The organism is Erwinia sp. 198 (genome assembly GCF_003937915.1).
In the GTDB taxonomy this organism is placed as follows: domain Bacteria; phylum Pseudomonadota; class Gammaproteobacteria; order Enterobacterales; family Enterobacteriaceae; genus Erwinia; species Erwinia aeris.
The window spans coordinates 97,803-116,482 of sequence record NZ_RHUM01000005.1; the positions used below are offsets into that span (position 1 = coordinate 97,803).

The following is an 18,680-nucleotide window of genomic DNA, read 5'->3' on the forward strand; positions in this document are numbered from 1 at the left end:
TCAGTTTAGCGAGTTATTTTTGCGTAAGGGCAATAATGCGGTTCAGCAGCGCGTCGGCCCCATCCGTCGGCAGCGCCGCATCCACCGGCAGATACCACCAGTTAGCCGCGGCAAAGCGGCTGGCTTTGACCGCATCCTTCTCCGTCATCAGCAGCGCCTGGCCTGCAGCCGCCAGCGGGGCCAGCTGCGCCTCGCTGTAGGCCTGGTGATCGGCGAAAGAGACTTCCTTAATCGGGATAATGCCCAGCTGACGTAGCGTGGCAAAAAAACGCGGCGGATGACCGATGCCCGCCATAGCGACCACGTCACCAAGCGAGGCCGCAGAGCGGGTTTCGCCGGTTTGCAGGTTGACCGCAAGGCCGGGCGTCAGGCGCATTGCTATTTCACCAGCCAGCGCGGCGCCGCCGTTAGTAATGACCGCATCCACCGTCTGCAGGCGTGATGCCCGCTCGCGCATTGGCCCGGCTGGCAGCCACCAGCCGTTGCCAAATCGACGCTGGCCATCAATAACAACTATTTCAAAATCTCTTGCCAGCGCATAATGCTGCAGGCCGTCATCGGTGACAATAATATCCACCTCGCCCTGCGCCAGCAGCGCCTGCACCGCGTCTTTACGGCGGGGAGAAACGGCCACCGCCGCGCCGGTGCGGCGATAGATCAGTACCGGTTCGTCACCCGCCTCGTTAGTGGTCGTATTGCCATTGAGCACCAGCGGATAAGCTTCTGCTTTACCGCCGTAGCCTCTGGATACCACGCCTGGCCGCAGACCGCGCTGCTGCAGTGCCTGCACCAGCCAAATCACCACCGGCGTTTTGCCATTGCCGCCCGCCGTCAGATTCCCGACCACGACCACGGGTACCGGCGCGCGCCAGGCCTTTCGCCAGCCCTGACGATAGCTAAAGCGGATCAGGCTGGCGATCAGCCCATACAGCCAGCTGAACGGCAGCAGAAGCCGCCAGAGACCGGACCGACCGCTCCAGAGGCGCTCAATCATTGACCAAACTGCATCTTATGAAGCTGAGCGTAGGCGCCCTGGCGCGCTAACAGCTCGGTATGGCTGCCGCGCTCCACAATATGCCCATCCTCAACCACAACGATTTCATCTGCCTTTTCAATAGTGGAAAGGCGATGGGCAATAACCAGCGAGGTACGGTTTTTTTGTAGCTCATCCAGCGCCGACTGAATAGCGCGCTCCGACTCGGTATCCAGCGCGGAAGTAGCCTCATCCAGGATCAGGATCGGGCAGTCACGCAGCAGCGCGCGGGCAATAGCGATACGCTGGCGCTGGCCGCCGGAAAGCAGCACGCCGTTTTCACCAATGACCGTATCCAGCCCGTTATCCATTTTACTGATAAAGTCCATAGCGTGCGCCATCGTTGCCGCTTTTTCGATATCTTCCCGGCTGTACTGCTCGTTGCGAGCGTAGGCGATATTATTAGCCACCGTGTCGTTAAACAGATGCACGTTTTGCGAGACTAAAGCGACCTGATTTCGCAACGAGCTGAGCGTATATTCACGCAGATCGTGTCCATCCATCAGAATTTCGCCCTGTTGGATATCGTAAAAACGCGTCATCAGGCTGGCGATGGTGGATTTACCCGATCCGGACCGTCCCACCAGCGCGACGGTTTTGCCTTCCGGGATCGCCAGGTTGATATTATGCAGCGCAGGCGTTTCACGTCCCGGATAGGTAAAGGTCACGTTGCGGAACTCCACATCGCCGCGAGCACGCTCAATCACGCGCGTACCCGTATCAACTTCCTGCTCGCTGTCGAGAATGGAGAAAAGCGTCTGGCAGGCGGCCATGCCGCGCTGGAACTGGGCGTTAACGTTCGTCAGCGATTTCAGCGGGCGCATCAACCCAAACATGGAGGTAAAGACGACGGTAATCGTGCCCGGCGTCAGGGTTGCCATGACGCTTGGGAAGCTGGCAGCATACAGAACAAAAGCCAGCGCCAGCGAAGCAATAAGCTGAATAATAGGATCGGACACTGAAGAAGCGGAAACCAGTTTCATCCCCTGCTGACGCATCCGATTGCTGACGCGGTCAAAACGCTGGGTTTCGATTTTCTGTCCGCCAAAAATCAGCACTTCTTTATGCCCTTTCAGCATCTGTTCTGCGCTGGTGGTCACCTGGCCCATGGTGTTTTGCATGCTTTTACTGATATTACGAAAGCGTTTTGACACCATCCGGATCGCAAAGGAGACCACCGGCGCCAGCAGTATCAGGATTAGCGACAGCTGCCAGCTGTAATAAAACATCATAATAAACAGGCCGATGATTGACGCGCCTTCGCGCACTACCGTTACCAGCGCGCTGGAAGACGATGAGGCGACCTGTTCCGAATCATAAGTAATGCGCGACAGCAACGTGCCGGTAGATTGCTGATCGAAGAAAGCAACCGGCATCCCCATCATATGGCTGAAAAGACGCCGACGCATCGACATCACCACGTTGCCCGATACCCAGGAGATGCAGTAGCTTGAGATATAGCTTGATATGCCGCGTACCAGCATCAGGCCGATAACGGCGAGGGGCATCCAGACCAGTACGGAGGAGTCCGCTTTACCAAAACCATCATCGAGCAGTGGCTTAAGTAAGGACATCATCAGCACATCGCCCGCTGCGTTGATAATAAGCGCAACGGAGGAGACGGCCAGCCCCGGTTTAAAGGGTTTGATCATCGGCCAGAGGCGTCGAAAGGTCTGCCAGGTGGAGAGATCTTTGTCCTGATGCATGAGTTAACCAGCTTCCAATTGAAATAGCCGCTCATTCTAACTGGAATAACGTGTTACGCCAAACCACTGATGGTACCAACGGGGCATTATTTGCGCTCTTAAGCTTAAAACACGCCAGTTATCCTTAGAAAATTCTACGCTGATTTGCCCTTCCACAGCCGTGTCATACCAGGCGTAATTATTTTTCAGGTAGCGGGTAATTATCCGCTCTGCCGGGAGTTTCCAGGCGCTGTAGCGGGCGGCGGAAGCCAGCGCGGCCCGGGCAGCCACTCTTCGCAGCAAGGGCGGCGAGGACGACGTTCCGCTACCGTGATGCGGCACCTGTAATACTTCAGCCCGCAGCGCTTCGCCATAGCGTCTGACAAGCTGTAGCTCTGCCGGGGTTTCAATATCCCCGGTCAGCAAAACCCGCCATTTACCATCCGTCACCCTTATGACGCAGGACTGATTATTACCGTGCTCTTTCTGTGGTCGCTCCGGCCAGAGGACCTGAAAATTTAACGTCTGCCAGCGCCAGTTTTGGCCCTGATAGCAGGGTAAATGTCCCGATACGCCCAGATCGCTGTGGATCTTCGCTGCGGGAAATGCCTGCTGGAGACTCTCCAGGCCGCCGATGTGGTCGAGGTGCCCATGGCTTAAAATAATGTGCTGTACGCTTATGCCCTGCCAGCGAAGCCAGGGAATAATCTGGCTTGAGGCCGCGTCGCCCCCTGCCCATCTGTTGCCGGTATCATACACAACCGCATTTCCCCGCTGCGAAATTACTACGGCCAGCCCATGTCCGATATCCAGCATATCCATACGCCACTCTGGCTGCCTGACGTGCAGCCGCCAGCACAGCAGCGCCAGACATAAGCTGGCCAGCGTAAAAGGGGAACTTCGCCACCAGTGAAAGCGCCAGGCAAAGAGCAGCAGTAGGCACACGGGACTGAGCCATAATGCCTGCTGGCTGACGGTAAGCCAGCCGTCGGGCAGCTGCCGTAAGGGATAAAAAACCAGCGCCAATGAGCGATCCGCCGCCCACCAGAGCAGCTGGCTTAGCGATGCGACAGGCAGCGATAAAACGGCGCCAAGGATCAGCGGTACCGTAAGCAACGTGACCAGCGGCACTGCCCACAGGTTAGCCAGCAGCGCGCTGACGCTCACGCCGTGAAAAATAAAGATCTGTAGCGGCATCAATAATAAAAACAGCCCGGTCTGTAAGTGCAGCAGCTGTAACGGCAGCCAGCGTTTTTTCCCGATAAAGCGTCCGGAAAGCGGAAACCATTGATACCAGAGAAGTAACCCGGCGACGGCAACAGCTGACAACCATAAGCTGTCCGACAAAATGCTTAAGGGATCGAAAAACAAAATAGCACCGATACACAGCCGCCAAACCTGCCAGCCGCTACAGTTACGCCCCTTCAGGCGCAGCAGGCTCCAGCTAAGCAGCGCCACTATCGCCCGCAGCGCCGGAGGGCTTCCGCCGGAAAGCCAGCAGTAGATCAGCGCCAGCGCGATGCCGCTAAACAGGGGAAAACGATACTCTATCCAGCTGGCGCGGAAGCAAGGCTGGAAAATTCGCGCTATCAGCCAGCCTACGCTCGCAGCCAGGCCTATATGCATGCCTGAAATCGCCATCAAATGCGCCGTCCCGGTCTCCCTCAGCAACGCTTTTGTCTCGCTGCTTAGTTCGCTACGTTCACCAAACGTCAACGCCAGGATAACGCTATGCCAGGGCAAGGCGGCGAAATAGTCACGACTTTTCTGCATGACTTTTTCACGCCAGCCACAGCGGCTGTCGACAATCTGCCATGTCAGCGCCCTGCCCGTCAGCGGCGTGCTGACAGCCAGCGCGAAACGTTGCGCATCGAAGCCGCCCTCGTTAAGGCGCGCATGCACGGGCCGCAGCCTGAGCTTCATACGCCAATGCTGGCCCGGACAAAACGTTTGGGTACCCGGTATAGCGATCAGGGCGTAAACAGGTGGAAAAAGACGTTTCTCCGCCACGCTTTCAATGCGTATCTTGACGCGTTGCGACTGCGGCTGTAGCTGTTCAACGCCTACTACGGCTTCAACAGGAGTCCCTGAGAGAAAGGCGGTTTGTTGTAGAAGCGTTTTTGCCGGTATAACGGCCCAGATAAAAAGCAGCAGAACCAAAGCAGCTTCTCTTAACCAGCGCTGTCGGGTTAACAACAGGAGCGCAGTCAGCCCCAGCAAAAGCTGGATGGCGGCTGTATCAGGTAGCGCCCGCAACCAACAAAGCGGTAGCGCTGCGATAATCATCCACAGCGAGAGTCGGCTAAGGCTATAGGACATAATGCTACCTCCGTTACGCATGACGGAAGTCTGCCGGGGTTCCATTACGGGCGCAGCCAGCATTTCTCAGTCTTCAGAAACGTAGCGCAACATTTTTATCATGGTGCAGAAAACGATATTGGGTTTGCGAGAAGCCTCTGTTTACTGCACTAAGGGTCCGGATTCAGCTGTGCTGCAGGCAAAAAAAAACGACACCGAAGTGTCGTTTTAGTGCATGGTAATGCGAAGCCTTAGCCGTAGATATTCGCGCGATCGCGTAATTCTTTGCCCGGTTTGAAGTGCGGAACGTATTTACCTTCCAGCTCAACCTTGTCGCCCGTTTTCGGGTTACGACCGGTGCGCGGTGCACGATAATGCAAAGAAAAACTGCCGAAGCCCCGGATTTCGATGCGTTCGCCCTGGGCCAGCGTAGTGGCCATGTGCTCAAGCATCTCTTTTACCGCATCCTCAACGACTTTCGCCGGAATATGAGAGTGCTGGCCAGCAAGTCTTTCAATCAGTTCTGACTTGGTCATAAATCCTCCGGTTAATCCCTGTTGGAAAAAGCTTTGGCAATTACGGCAGGTTCAGGGCAGCTTAAGCCGCCCTGATGCAAGCGCAATTACTCGCCTTTAGCTGCTTTAAATGCTTCAGCCATAGCGTTAGAGAAGTTGCCTTCTTCCTGTTTGGTGTTAACAGTGTTGATAGCTTCTTTCTCGTCAGCCTGGTCTTTAGCACGAACAGACAGGCTCACTACGCGGTTTTTGCGATCCACGCCAGTGAACTTAGCTTCAACGTCGTCACCCACGTTCAGAACCAGCGTAGCGTCTTCTACACGGTCGATTGAAGCTTCAGAAGCGCGCAGGTAACCCTCAACGCCGTCTGCCAGTTCAACTGTAGCACCTTTAGCGTCAACTGCGGTTACTTTACCGTTAACAATAGCACCTTTCTTGTTCAGAGAGATGTAGTTGTTGAACGGATCTTCTGCCAGCTGCTTAACGCCCAGGGAGATACGCTCGCGCTCTGCGTCAACCTGCAGAACCACAGCAGCGATTTCGTCGCCTTTCTTGTATTCACGAACTGCTTCTTCTCCGGTAGCGTTCCAGGAGATGTCAGACAGGTGAACCAGGCCGTCGATGCCGCCGTCCAGGCCGATGAAGATACCGAAGTCAGTGATTGACTTGATTTTACCTTCAACGCGGTCGCCCTTGTTGTGGGTTTCTGCGAACTGCTGCCATGGGTTAGATTTGCACTGCTTCAGACCCAGGGAGATACGACGACGTTCTTCGTCGATGTCCAGAACCATAACTTCAACAACATCGCCTACGTTAACAACTTTAGACGGATGAATGTTTTTGTTGGTCCAGTCCATTTCTGAAACGTGCACCAGGCCTTCAACGCCTTCTTCGATTTCAACGAAGCAGCCGTAGTCGGTCAGGTTGGTTACACGACCAGTCAGACGGGTGCCTTCCGGGTAACGCTTAGCGATTGCGACCCATGGATCTTCGCCCAGCTGTTTCAGACCCAGAGAAACACGGGTACGTTCGCGGTCGAACTTCAGCACTTTAACAGTGATTTCGTCGCCAACGTTGACAATTTCGCTTGGGTGCTTAACGCGTTTCCAGGCCATGTCAGTGATGTGCAGCAGGCCGTCAACGCCGCCCAGATCAACGAATGCACCGTAGTCAGTGAGGTTCTTAACGATACCTTTAACTTCCATGCCTTCCTGCAGGTTTTCCAGCAGCTGATCGCGCTCTGCGCTGTTTTCGGACTCGATAACCGCACGACGTGAAACCACCACGTTGTTACGCTTCTGATCCAGCTTGATTACTTTGAATTCAAGCTCTTTGCCTTCCAGGTGCAGCGTGTCGCGTACTGGACGAACATCAACCAGGGAACCTGGCAGGAACGCACGAATACCGTTCAGCTCAACTGTGAAGCCACCTTTCACTTTGCCGTTGATAACACCGGTAACAGTTTCAGCATCTTCGTAAGCTTTTTCCAGCGTGATCCAGGCTTCATGACGCTTAGCTTTCTCACGGGACAGCAGGGTTTCACCGAAGCCGTCTTCCACTGCGTCCAGAGCAACGTCAACTTCGTCGCCTACCTGGATTTCCAGTTCGCCGGCTGCGTTCTTGAACTGCTCTGCAGGAATTGCAGATTCAGATTTCAGACCCGCATCAACCAGAACTACGTCTTTGTCGATAGAGACAACAACGCCACGAACGATGGAACCCGGGCGGGTTTCGATTGTTTTTAAGGATTCTTCAAATAGTTGAGCAAAAGATTCAGTCATATTGATAATCTTCAGGATTCTTCAATTTAACGTCCACCTGACATCCTGCCGGGTGGGGTTGTTTCACATGCCCTGTGATATCCATATCAAAGGGTTAAAAAAATCGGTTCTGCGATGCTACTGCGGCAGAGAAAGTTTTTCGCGCGCATAATTCAGAGCAGTTTCAATCACCTGCTCGATTGACATGCTGGTTGAATCCAGCACTAACGCGTCTTCTGCCGGTCTTAACGGTGCGATAGCACGGTTGCGATCGCGATCGTCACGCTCTTTTATCTCAGATAAAAGGCGTTCAAAGTTAACACTAAAGCCCTTCTCCTGCAACTGTAGCATACGGCGATGCGCACGCTCTTCAGGGCTGGCATCCAGAAAAATCTTTACCTGGGCGTCCGGAAAAACCACCGTACCCATATCTCTTCCGTCCGCAATAAGGCCTGGCGCTTCCCGGAATCCCCGCTGACGGCGCAGCAGCGCTTCACGTACGCGCGGGAAAGCGGCGACTTTCGAGGCCGTATTGCTGACATCCTGAGTGCGAATTTCGCTTGAGACGTTTTCGCCCTCAAGGATGACTTCCATCTCGCCATCGCTGGGCACAAAGCGAACATCCAGATGCGCCGCGATAGGGACCAGCGCCTCTTCAGAAGTCATGTCTACCTGATGGTGTAACGCGGCCAGCGCCAGCACGCGATAAATAGCGCCTGAATCCAACAGATGCCAGTTTAATGCCTCAGCCATTGCCTTGCACAAGGTCCCTTTACCGGCTCCGCCTGGACCATCAATGGTGATCACCTGGGCTATAGGCGTCATGTCGTTCTCCTGTTGGTGGAATGCCTGCTTAACCTGCTCAGGCAAATAACGCCGCATATTATACGCTGCTCTACTGACGATCGTTACCCTTTAAGCGTAGACGGGCTGAAATTAATCGAGAGCCGCAAAAGGATTTCCCAGGAAACCAATGCCAGGAGCGTGAAGCAGATCGCAACCCGCTGCACAGCTATGCAGCGGGGGCGTTCGTTATGCCGGCTGGCTGAGACGTGCAAACTGCTCGAAATAATCCGGGAAGGTCTTGGCCGTGCATTTCGGATCTAGAATGGTCACCGGTGTAGCAGACAAGGCCACCAGCGAGAAGCACATCGCCATACGGTGATCGTTGTAAGTGCCGATTTCAGCATACTGAATAGTTTCAGGCGGCGTGATGCGAATATAGTCATGCCCTTCTTCGACTTCAGCACCAACTTTACGCAGCTCGGTCGCCATTGCCGCAAGACGATCGGTTTCTTTCACGCGCCAGTTGTAGATATTACGCATTACCGTAGTGCCTTTGGCAAACAGCGCCGCCGTGGCGATAGTCATCGCCGCGTCCGGAATATGGTTCATATCCAGATCGATAGCGTTCAGTTCGCCGCGCGTGCAGGCGATATAGTCGTCGCCCCATTCAATAACCGCGCCCATTTTTTCCAGCACGTCGGCAAAATGAATGTCGCCCTGCATACTTTTTCGACCGATACCGGTGACTTTAACCGTACCGCCTTTGACTGCGGCCGCTGCGAGGAAATAGGAGGCGGAAGAGGCATCGCCTTCCACCAGATAATCGCCTGGCGAGGTATAGTTCTGATTGCCCCTGATACGAAATACAGCGTAATTATCGTTTTCTACCGTGACGCCAAAGGTCTGCATCAGGTTCAGGGTAATATCGATATAAGGTTTTGAAACCAGTTCGCCCTTAATGGCAATGGTCGTGTTTTGTGGAGCCAGCGGCGCGGTCATCAGCAGCGCGGTCAGGAACTGGCTGGAGACGCTACCGTCGACGGCCACTTCGCCCCCGCTGAAGCCGCCTTTGATATGCAGCGGCGGATAATCCGTCTGTTCAAGATAGTCGATCTGCGCGCCGCCCTGGCGCAACGCATCGACCAGATGACCAATCGGACGTTCTTTCATCCGCGGCTCTCCGGTCAGCACAATATCGTTAGCACCCAGGCAAAGCGCGGCGGCCAGCGGGCGCATCGCCGTCCCGGCATTGCCTAAAAAAAGCTCCAGCGGCTGCGTCGACCGCAGAGGGCCGCCCTGACCAGTCACTTCACACTCTGTGCGGTCTTCAGAAAGCGTAAAGCTTACGCCCAGCGCTTTTAGCGCGTTCAGCATATGACGCACGTCATCACTGTCCAGAAGGTTGGTCAGACGAGTAGTGCCTTTTGCCAGCGCAGCGAGCAGCAAAGCGCGATTTGAGACGCTTTTGGAACCAGGTAGGTTAACGGTACCTTCTACACGCGCGATGGGTTGTAAAGTCAGGGATTCCTGCATGTGAGACTTCTTCTCCAGATAAAATGCAACAAAACCCCGCACCGGGCGAGGTTTTACTATCAAAACCGTACCGGCTAATTAACCGTGACGACGTTCAAAATCAGTCATAAATTCGGTTAGCGCTTTAACGCCTGCCAGCGGCATAGCATTGTAAATTGAAGCGCGCATTCCGCCTACGGCACGATGACCTTTTAACGCATGCAGGCCAGCCGCGAATGATTCTTCGAGGAAAACCTTATCCAACGCTGCATCAGCCAGCTGGAAAGGCACATTCATGCGCGAGCGGTTAGCGTGAGCCACATCGTTACGGTAAAAATCACTGTTATCAATGATACCGTAAAGCAGATCGGCTTTAGCCTGATTCCGCTTGTCCATTTCCGCTACGCCGCCCTGTTCTTTCAGCCATTTAAAGACCAGGCCGGAAAGATACCATGCAAAAGTCGGCGGCGTGTTAAACATGGAGTCGTTTTCGTTTAATACCGTGTAATCCAGGATTGACGGCAGCGCTTTCTGGGCTTTGCCCAGCAGATCTTCACGTACGACCACCAGCGTCAGGCCAGCTGGCCCAATGTTCTTCTGCGCACCGGCATAAAGGACGCCATAGCGGTTGATATCCAACGGACGGGAAAGAATAGTGGAAGAGAGATCGGCTACGGCAATCTTATCGCCGAAGTCCGGCTCTTCATTAATAGCAACACCGTCAATGGTTTCGTTTGGACAATAGTGAACATAGGCTGCTTTATCTGAAAGCGCCCACTGGCTCATAGGCGTAATAGCGCGCAGCCCGTCAACGGTTGTTTTCACGTCAATGACGTTAGGCGTACAGTATTTTTCCGCCTCTTTAATCGCGCTGTGCGCCCAGTAGCCGCCGTCGGCATAGTCTGCCGTACTCTGGCTGCCCAACAGGTTCATCGGAACGGCAGCAAACTGCGCGCGCGCGCCGCCGTGGCAGAATAATACTTTGTAATTTGAGGGGATTTTCAGCAGATCGCGAAAATCTTTTTCCGCTTCCACGGCCACCTGCGTAAACTCCTTGCTGCGGTGGCTGATCTCCATCACGGAAGTTCCTGAACCCTGCCAGTTGCAGAGTTCCTGTTCGGCACGACGTAGCACTTCTACCGGCAGCATTGCTGGACCGGAGCTAAAATTGAAAACCTGGCTCATTTCCCCTCACCACTTTCAGATCAATCGATTTCGAGTCTGCTACCGGTTTTATCATTGCCACCCTGGCGCTGCAATGTTTAATCGGGTCAGCCGACCAGTTATGCGGCCTGCGCCGCAACAGCTTGTAGCGTGAAATATAGTGACCACGATATTTTGTGAGGCGTCTTCCGGTTAGCTTTTTTTATGGCCGATCTGCGCAGGCAAAAATGCCACAATAGCCGGGTAAAACAGTTCGTCGGATAGCGAATGGCCGGGAAACCCCGTATCATGGCGCGTTTTCGGCACAACCCAAAAACGAGTGGGCACTATGACGCAAACTTATATTCCAGGCAAAGACGCCGCACTGGAAGATTCCATCGCACGCTTTCAGCAAAAATTACAGGATCTTGGCTTCCATATTGAAGAGGCCTCCTGGCTGAATCCGGTTCCTCATGTCTGGTCGGTCCATATTCGCGACCGCGACTGCCCGCTCTGCTTCACCAACGGAAAAGGCGCCAGCAAAAAAGCGGCGCTGGCTTCGGCACTGGGTGAATATTTTGAGCGTCTGTCGACCAACTATTTCTTTGCTGATTTTTGGTTAGGTAAGGCGATCGCCAACGGCGATTTTGTGCATTATCCTGACGAAAAATGGTTTCCGCTGCCGGATGACGACAGCCTGCCGGCAGGCATTCTTGATGCGCGACTGAAGGCGTTTTACGATCCAGAGCAGGCCCTTAGCGCCAGCGATTTGATCGATCTGCAGTCCGGCAATGCCGCGCGCGGCATCTGCGGCCTGCCGTTCACGCGTCAGTCCGATGGGCAAACGGTTTATATTCCGATGAATATCATCGGTAACCTCTACGTTTCTAACGGCATGTCGGCGGGCAACACGGCCAACGAAGCGCGCGTTCAGGGCCTTTCTGAAGTATTCGAGCGCTATATCAAAAACCGCATTATCGCCGAATCTATCAGCCTGCCGGCCATCCCGCAGGAGGTGCTTAACCGCTATCCGGGCGTAGTGGAGTCGATTGCTAAACTGGAAGCAGAAGGCTTCCCAATTTTCGCTTACGACGCTTCACTGGGCGGCAATTATCCGGTCATTTGCGTGGTGCTCTTTAACCCGCAAAACGGTACCTGCTTTGCTTCATTCGGCGCACATCCTGATTTTGGCGTGGCGCTGGAGCGTACCGTTACAGAACTGCTGCAGGGACGCGGGCTGAAAGATTTGGATGTCTTTACGCCGCCAACCTTTGACGATGAAGAAGTCGCCGAGCACGCTAATCTGGAAACGCATTTTATCGATTCCAGCGGTCTGATCTCCTGGGATATGTTCAAGGACGAGGCGGATTATCCTTTCGTCGACTGGAGCTTTTCAGGCACCACGCAGGAAGAATTCGCCACGCTGATGGCCATCTTTAAAGCGGAAGATAAAGAAGTCTATATTGCTGACTATCAGCATCTGGACGTGTACGCCTGTCGTATCATCGTGCCAGGCATGTCAGATATCTATCCTGCAGAAGATTTGCTGCTGGCTAATAACAGCATGGGCGCTTACCTGCGCGATACGCTGTTATCATTACCCGACAGCCAGTGGGAAAAAGAGGATTACCTGGCGCTGATCGAACGCCTGGACGAAGACGGCCATGACGACTTTACCCGCGTACGCGAGCTGCTGGGCCTGGCAACGGGCAAAGACAATGGCTGGTACACGCTGCGTATCGGCGAGCTGAAAGCGATGCTGGCCCTGGCAGGCGGCGATATCGATCAGGCGCTGATCTGGACGGAATGGACTATGGAGTTTAATGCCTCCCTGTTTTCACCCGCCCGCGCCAACTACTATCGCTGTCTGCAAACGCTGCTGCTGCTGAGCCTTGAGGATGAACGCGATCCTGTGCAGTATCATACTGCTTTCGTACGTATGTATGGACAGGAAGCCGTGGATGCGGCATCTGCCGCCATTAGCGGTGAAGCGCCTTTCTACGGGTTGCAGAGCGTGGACGAAGAGCTGCAGGCCTTCCCGGCTCATCAGGCGCTGCTGGCTGCCTACGAAAAGCTGCAGCAGGCGAAACGCCGTTACTGGAAATAATATTTTTGGCCCGCTCGATAGAAGCGGGCCTTTTATCAGGACCATTTTTAACTCTGATTAATTCATTAATTTTCCTTAAGGTTAATAAAAAGTAGTTTATTTATTTCCAGAGATTAAAAAATTTATTTATTCGGGATCTATTTTATTGCAGTTGTTAAACAGAAAGCAGATGCCATTTAAAAAATAATAGATAAATTAAAATAATTTTTAATCATTAAAATCAACACATTAACCTACCTTACAGGCCTGTTTTTCAACGCGTTCCGACAATGTCCGGCGTCCATATGATCCACATCAATTTCTCACCTATACTGCTTTGTTAGTATTTCGTTGTTGATAAACTTCAGGAGACGTTAGTGTGAAAGCTGGCAATCCGTTCGATTTACTTTTACCGTCTGAAATGGCTAAAGTCGCTGAGGAAGCCGGTGTCTATAAAGCCCAAAAACACCCCTTCACCACGTTTTTTCTGGCGATTACCGCAGGCGTTTTTATTTCCATCGCGTTTGTTTTTTATATCACTGCCACCACAGGGACTGAAACTATCCCTTATGGCGTAGCCAGGCTTATTGGCGGCATCTGCTTTTCGCTGGGGCTGATGCTGGTAGTGGTCTGCGGTGCCGATCTTTTCACTTCGACCGTGTTAACCATGGTTGCCAAAGCCAGCGGACGTATTACCTGGAGTCAGCTGGCGCGCAACTGGCTCAATGTCTATATAGGAAATTTCTTCGGCGCGATGTTTTTTGTCGGGCTGATCTGGTTTGCCGGCCAGTATATGGTGGCTAATGGTGCATGGGGGTTAAATGTTCTGCAAACGGCTGACCATAAGATGCACCATACTTTTATTGAAGCTGTCTGCCTTGGCACCCTCGCTAACCTGATGGTTTGCATGGCGGTCTGGATGAGCTATTCCGGCCGCAGCCTGACGGACAAAATGCTGGCAATGGTGCTGCCCGTGGCGATGTTTGTCGCCAGTGGATTTGAGCACAGCATCGCCAATATGTTCCTTATTCCCATGGCGATCGTTATTAAAGATTTCGCCGCCCCGGAGTTCTGGCAGGTCACGGGAACGACGGCAGCACACTTTTCCAGTCTGACAGTAGGCAACTTCATTGTTGGCAATCTTATCCCCGTGACGCTTGGCAACATTATCGGCGGTGGATTGCTGGTCGGCCTGACCTACTGGGTTATCTATTTGCGGGACGGCGATCATCACTGATTGCCTACAACAGGATTAGGCCCTGCTGCGCTGCAGCAGGAACAAAAGAACTTTATTGAAAAGGTGATCACATGAGCGAGCAAAATGTAAACCAGGCTGCTGCCTGGGCAGGCTTTGCAGAGGGCGAATGGCAGAACAGCATCAACGTCCGTGACTTCATTCAGAAAAACTATACGCCTTATGAAGGGGACGAATCCTTCCTGAGCGGCGCAACTGAAGCGACCACTAAGCTGTGGGATAAGGTAATGGAGGGCATCAAGCTCGAAAACCGCACTCACGCGCCGGTCGATTTTGATACCGATTTAGCCTCTACTATTACCTCCCATGACGCTGGCTATATCGACCGCAAACTGGAAACCATCGTCGGCTTACAGACTGAAGCGCCACTAAAACGCGCGCTGATCCCTTTTGGCGGCATTAAAATGGTGGAAGGCTCCTGTAAAGTTTACGGACGCGAGCTGGATGCCGGCCTGAAAAAAGTCTTTACCGAGTACCGCAAAACCCATAACCAGGGCGTATTTGACGTTTATACGCCGGATATTCTGCGCTGCCGTAAGTCCGGCGTGCTTACCGGTTTGCCAGATGCCTACGGCCGCGGCCGCATCATTGGCGACTATCGTCGCGTCGCGCTTTACGGCATTGATGCGCTGATGAAAGATAAATTCGCCCAGTTTGCCTCGCTGCAAAGCGATCTTGAAAATGGCGTTAATCTTGAAGCGACAATCCGTCTGCGTGAAGAGATCGCTGACCAGCATCGCGCGCTGCAGCAGATTAAAGAAATGGCCGCCAAATACGGCTGCGATATTTCCGGCCCAGCCAGCACGGCACAGGAAGCCGTACAGTGGACCTACTTTGGCTACCTGGCCGCCGTTAAATCGCAAAACGGCGCGGCAATGTCTTTTGGCCGCGTATCCACCTTCCTGGATATCTACATTGAACGCGATCTGCAGGCGGGCAAAATCACCGAGCAGGATGCACAGGAACTGATTGATCATCTGGTGATGAAGCTGCGTATGGTGCGCTTCCTGCGTACGCCTGAATACGATGAGCTGTTTTCCGGCGACCCCATCTGGGCAACGGAATCGCTGGCCGGTATGGGCGTTGACGGCCGTACGCTGGTAACCAAAAACAGCTTCCGCTTCCTGAATACCCTTTACACTATGGGGCCTTCGCCAGAGCCAAACATGACCATCCTGTGGTCTGAAAAACTGCCGCTGAACTTCAAAAAATTTGCGGCCAAGGTTTCTATCGATACTTCATCCGTTCAGTATGAAAATGACGATCTGATGCGTCCTGACTTCAACAACGACGATTATGCCATCGCCTGTTGCGTCAGCCCAATGATCGTCGGCAAGCAGATGCAGTTCTTCGGTGCCCGCGCCAACCTCGCTAAAACCATGCTTTACGCTATCAACGGCGGCGTGGATGAAAAACTTAAAATGCAGGTAGGCCCAAAAGATGCGCCGATGATGGACGACGTGCTGGAATATGGAAAAGTGCTGGATCGCATGGATCACTTCATGGACTGGCTGGCGAAACAGTACGTTACCGCGCTGAACATCATTCACTATATGCATGACAAATATAGCTACGAAGCTTCGCTGATGGCGCTGCACGATCGCGATGTCTATCGCACTATGGCCTGCGGCATTGCCGGTCTGTCCGTCGCTGCCGATTCACTTTCCGCGATCAAATATGCCAAAGTCTCCCCTATCCGCGACGAAGACGGACTGGCCGTTGATTTCAAAATTGAAGGTGAATATCCGCAGTTCGGCAACAATGACTCACGCGTAGATGATATTGCCTGTGACCTTGTTGAACGCTTTATGAAGAAAATTCAGCAGCTGCAAACTTACCGCGATGCTGTCCCCACTCAGTCGGTACTGACTATCACCTCTAACGTGGTATACGGTAAGAAAACCGGCAACACGCCAGACGGCCGCCGTGCCGGGGCACCTTTTGGCCCAGGCGCTAACCCAATGCACGGCCGCGATCAGAAAGGCGCTGTGGCTTCACTTACCTCCGTTGCGAAGCTGCCATTTGCCTACGCTAAAGATGGTATCTCCTACACTTTCTCTATCGTGCCTAACGCGCTGGGTAAAGATGACGACGTACGTAAAGCCAACCTTGCTGGCCTGATGGATGGTTATTTCCATCATGAATCCAGCATTGAGGGTGGTCAGCACCTGAACGTTAACGTAATGAATCGCGAAATGCTGTTGGAAGCGATGGATAATCCTGAGAAATATCCTCAGCTGACCATTCGCGTTTCGGGTTATGCGGTGCGTTTTAACTCGCTGACCAAAGAACAGCAGCAGGATGTGATTACCCGTACCTTTACTCAAACAATGTAAGCCACAGGGCTCCGGTTCGCCGGAGCCCAGCCTGCTTTGCCAGCCTTCTGCTTTGCAGGTAGCTGGCAAAACAGACTTAACGCAGCTTCAGACTGCGTAGCCGCTAAAAGCGGCGTGACTATGGAGAATTCACCGCAATGTCAGTTAAAGGTCGTATTCACTCGTTCGAATCCTGCGGGACCGTTGACGGCCCCGGCATCCGCTTTATCACCTTTTTTCAGGGCTGCCTGATGCGCTGCCTTTACTGCCATAACCGGGACACCTGGGATACGCACGGCGGTAAAGAGATTACGGTGGAAGAGCTGATGAAAGAAGTTGTCACCTATCGTCATTTTATGAACGCATCAGGCGGCGGCGTTACCGCTTCAGGCGGTGAAGCTATCCTACAGGCTGAGTTTGTCCGCGACTGGTTTCGTGCCTGTCATGCAGAAGGCATTCATACCTGTCTGGATACCAACGGCTTTGTTCGCCGCTACGATCCGGTTATTGATGAACTGCTGGCAGTAACCGATCTGGTGATGCTGGATCTCAAGCAAATCAATGATGATGTTCACCAAATCCTTGTCGGCGTCTCTAACCATCGCACGCTGGATTTTGCCCGTTATCTGGCCAAAAAGAATATCCGTACCTGGATACGCTATGTGGTCGTCCCCGGTTATTCCGATGACGACGACTCCGCGCACAGGCTGGGCGAATTTACCCGCGACATGGGCAACGTCGAGAAAATAGAGCTGTTACCCTATCACGAGCTGGGGAAACACAAGTGGCTGGCAATGGGTGAGGAGTATAAGCTGGACGGCGTCCATCCCCCCGGAAAAGAGACGATGGAGCGGGTCAAACATATCCTGGAAGGATACGGGCATAAAGTGATGTATTAACGAGCAGTGACCCGCTCGTTATTTCACTTTTCAGCCATCAGGCATGCGCGATCGGCGTGGCATGACGATCGGCCTTGCGTAACAGCATCATCAGATAAACCAACGCCACGCCCGCAATCATCACAAACAGTACACGGTCAGAATAGCTTTGCATCAGTACAGAAGTCAGCGCCGGGCCAGCCAGGCTGCCGGTGGTATAGCTCAGCAGCAGCGCCTGATTCATCGCCACCAGCTCATGATGCGCCACTTTTTCGCAGGCCCAGGACATAGCGACAGGGTAAAGCGTGAAGCCTGAACAACCCAGCACAAAGAGCGCGGGCGCCATAGCCGCATTGCTGAGCATCGCTACCGCGCCCAGGATGACGCCAAACACCAGCACGCGCAGCACCAGCAGCCGCCCATAGCGATCGGCCAGGCGCCCTACCGGCCACTGTCCGATAATGCCGGCGCTGACCAACAGCGCCATCCAGTAGCCGACGGCGGAGTCGTTCATTCCCTGATGGGAGAGATACAGCGGCATCAGCCCGTACAGCGACCCCAGCAGGATCCCGGAAATAATACAGCCGTTGATGCCCAGGCGTGCGCTGCGTCGACGCAGCATAGACCACATACGCCCGGCTGGGGCTTCTTCACCCTCGCCGCTGGCGGTAATCCGGGTAAAGACCAGCGGCAGAATAGCCGCCACGATAAAACCGGTTACCCAGGGCAGAGTATGCAGCAGTTCCGTTGACACCTTGCTGACCAGCAGTTGACCAATCACCGTCGCCACATAATAGACAATCATATAGGCTGCCAGCAGCTGACCGCGATTACGCAAGGTGCCGCTGCACAACAAGGCGCTTTCAACCACTACCCAAATCAGAGCGCAGCCGATACCCGCGACGAAACGCCAGACGGACCATGCCCAGAAACCGTGTTCGAAACCCAGCACGGCCGTAGCCAGGGCAAACAGTGCGGTAGCAATGTAGTAAGCGCGATTAAAGCCCAGCCGCTTGATTAGCCAGCCAGCTATCAGGGTGCCGATCAGGTTTCCCGTAAAATAAGCGGAGCTGACCGTGCCGACCTGCCACGTAGGCAGAGCCTCATGAGTAAGCCAGAGCGGCACCAGCGTATTGAGCACGGCGATGGCGATAGTCAGCAGCAGCAGGCCGCAAAGCAGCACAATAACGGGACGGGACCAGGTAGACATAGTCAGAAATGACCAAAATAAAGGAAGATTTTGCGCGCATAATGCCACTGGCCGAATTATTGTCAACGGGGCATTTCAGGGCACCGCACAATTTGCCGCGCGGTGATTTAAATTTTTTATCCGCAGCTATATAAGCACTGATTAAAAGGCAACCTATACCGACACAACCTGTTGATAACAGACAACTAATAACGAAAACGGATT

Annotated in this window: 13 protein-coding genes; 4 read left to right on the forward strand and 9 right to left on the reverse strand. The window is 53.6% G+C overall.

The window, feature by feature from the left end; translation table 11 throughout:
* Positions 1–13: 13 nt before the first annotated feature.
* The 8 genes from lpxK to serC form a co-directional block, all read right to left on the reverse strand.
* Entirely contained in the window at positions 14–994 is a 981-nt protein-coding gene (lpxK, locus tag EGK14_RS08830; protein WP_125288720.1) for a tetraacyldisaccharide 4'-kinase, read from the reverse strand.
* Positions 991–2,739 (reverse strand): lipid A ABC transporter ATP-binding protein/permease MsbA, encoded by a 1,749-nt coding sequence (gene msbA / locus EGK14_RS08835; RefSeq protein WP_125288721.1) that lies wholly within the window; start codon positions 2,737–2,739, stop codon positions 991–993. The genes lpxK and msbA overlap by 4 nt, the downstream gene beginning before the upstream one ends.
* A gap of 36 nt (positions 2,740–2,775) precedes the next feature.
* Positions 2,776–5,037: a ComEC family protein gene (locus tag EGK14_RS08840; RefSeq protein ID WP_125288722.1), complete on the reverse strand. Its 2,262-nt coding sequence runs from the start codon at positions 5,035–5,037 to the stop codon at positions 2,776–2,778.
* A gap of 230 nt (positions 5,038–5,267) precedes the next feature.
* Complete coding sequence (ihfB, locus tag EGK14_RS08845) at positions 5,268–5,552, reverse strand: integration host factor subunit beta (protein ID WP_013201528.1); 285 nt, start codon at positions 5,550–5,552, stop codon at positions 5,268–5,270.
* An 86-nt stretch (positions 5,553–5,638) separates the two neighbouring features.
* On the reverse strand, positions 5,639–7,312 hold the full coding sequence (rpsA, locus tag EGK14_RS08850) for a 30S ribosomal protein S1 (RefSeq protein WP_125288723.1): 1,674 nt from the start codon (positions 7,310–7,312) through the stop codon (positions 5,639–5,641).
* A gap of 117 nt (positions 7,313–7,429) precedes the next feature.
* Positions 7,430–8,116 carry a (d)CMP kinase gene (gene cmk, locus EGK14_RS08855; RefSeq protein WP_125288724.1) on the reverse strand — a complete coding sequence of 229 codons (687 nt, stop codon included), beginning with the start codon at positions 8,114–8,116 and terminating at the stop codon, positions 7,430–7,432.
* A 207-nt stretch (positions 8,117–8,323) separates the two neighbouring features.
* Positions 8,324–9,610, reverse strand: coding sequence for a 3-phosphoshikimate 1-carboxyvinyltransferase (gene aroA, locus EGK14_RS08860; RefSeq protein ID WP_125288725.1), 1,287 nt, complete (start codon positions 9,608–9,610; stop codon positions 8,324–8,326).
* Positions 9,611–9,688: 78 nt separating this feature from the next.
* Entirely contained in the window at positions 9,689–10,774 is a 1,086-nt protein-coding gene (serC, locus tag EGK14_RS08865; RefSeq protein WP_125288726.1) for a 3-phosphoserine/phosphohydroxythreonine transaminase, read from the reverse strand.
* 307 nt (positions 10,775–11,081) lie between these two features.
* On the opposite strand from serC, the gene ycaO reads away from it, so the two are divergent.
* The 4 genes from ycaO (at position 11,082) to pflA (ending at position 17,287) form a co-directional block, all read left to right on the forward strand.
* Positions 11,082–12,839 carry a 30S ribosomal protein S12 methylthiotransferase accessory factor YcaO gene (ycaO, locus tag EGK14_RS08870; protein WP_125288727.1) on the forward strand — a complete coding sequence of 586 codons (1,758 nt, stop codon included), beginning with the start codon at positions 11,082–11,084 and terminating at the stop codon, positions 12,837–12,839.
* 358 nt (positions 12,840–13,197) lie between these two features.
* Positions 13,198–14,055 (forward strand): formate transporter FocA, encoded by an 858-nt coding sequence (focA, locus tag EGK14_RS08875; RefSeq protein ID WP_125288728.1) that lies wholly within the window; start codon positions 13,198–13,200, stop codon positions 14,053–14,055.
* A 71-nt stretch (positions 14,056–14,126) separates the two neighbouring features.
* The gene (gene pflB / locus EGK14_RS08880) at positions 14,127–16,409 is read left to right on the forward strand and encodes a formate C-acetyltransferase (protein WP_125288729.1); all 2,283 of its coding nucleotides are present in this window, start codon (positions 14,127–14,129) and stop codon (positions 16,407–16,409) included.
* A 137-nt stretch (positions 16,410–16,546) separates the two neighbouring features.
* On the forward strand, positions 16,547–17,287 hold the full coding sequence (gene pflA / locus EGK14_RS08885; protein ID WP_125288730.1) for a pyruvate formate lyase 1-activating protein: 741 nt from the start codon (positions 16,547–16,549) through the stop codon (positions 17,285–17,287).
* Positions 17,288–17,324: 37 nt separating this feature from the next.
* Here the strand turns inward: pflA and EGK14_RS08890 are convergent, their stop codons facing one another.
* The gene (locus EGK14_RS08890; RefSeq protein ID WP_125288731.1) at positions 17,325–18,476 is read right to left on the reverse strand and encodes an MFS transporter; all 1,152 of its coding nucleotides are present in this window, start codon (positions 18,474–18,476) and stop codon (positions 17,325–17,327) included.
* Positions 18,477–18,680 lie beyond the last annotated feature (204 nt).

Bases quoted from the DNA above. Each gene is read 5' to 3' on its own strand.
- lpxK (WP_125288720.1), bottom strand. From the start codon at position 994: ATGATTGAGCGCCTCTGGAGCGGTCGGTCCGGTCTCTGGCGGCTTCTG.
- msbA (WP_125288721.1), bottom strand. From the start codon at position 2,739: ATGCATCAGGACAAAGATCTCTCCACCTGGCAGACCTTTCGACGCCTC.
- EGK14_RS08840 (WP_125288722.1), bottom strand. From the start codon at position 5,037: ATGTCCTATAGCCTTAGCCGACTCTCGCTGTGGATGATTATCGCAGCG.
- ihfB (WP_013201528.1), bottom strand. From the start codon at position 5,552: ATGACCAAGTCAGAACTGATTGAAAGACTTGCTGGCCAGCACTCTCAT.
- rpsA (WP_125288723.1), bottom strand. From the start codon at position 7,312: ATGACTGAATCTTTTGCTCAACTATTTGAAGAATCCTTAAAAACAATC.
- cmk (WP_125288724.1), bottom strand. From the start codon at position 8,116: ATGACGCCTATAGCCCAGGTGATCACCATTGATGGTCCAGGCGGAGCC.
- aroA (WP_125288725.1), bottom strand. From the start codon at position 9,610: ATGCAGGAATCCCTGACTTTACAACCCATCGCGCGTGTAGAAGGTACC.
- serC (WP_125288726.1), bottom strand. From the start codon at position 10,774: ATGAGCCAGGTTTTCAATTTTAGCTCCGGTCCAGCAATGCTGCCGGTA.
- ycaO (WP_125288727.1), top strand. From the start codon at position 11,082: ATGACGCAAACTTATATTCCAGGCAAAGACGCCGCACTGGAAGATTCC.
- pflB (WP_125288729.1), top strand. From the start codon at position 14,127: ATGAGCGAGCAAAATGTAAACCAGGCTGCTGCCTGGGCAGGCTTTGCA.
- pflA (WP_125288730.1), top strand. From the start codon at position 16,547: ATGTCAGTTAAAGGTCGTATTCACTCGTTCGAATCCTGCGGGACCGTT.
- EGK14_RS08890 (WP_125288731.1), bottom strand. From the start codon at position 18,476: ATGTCTACCTGGTCCCGTCCCGTTATTGTGCTGCTTTGCGGCCTGCTG.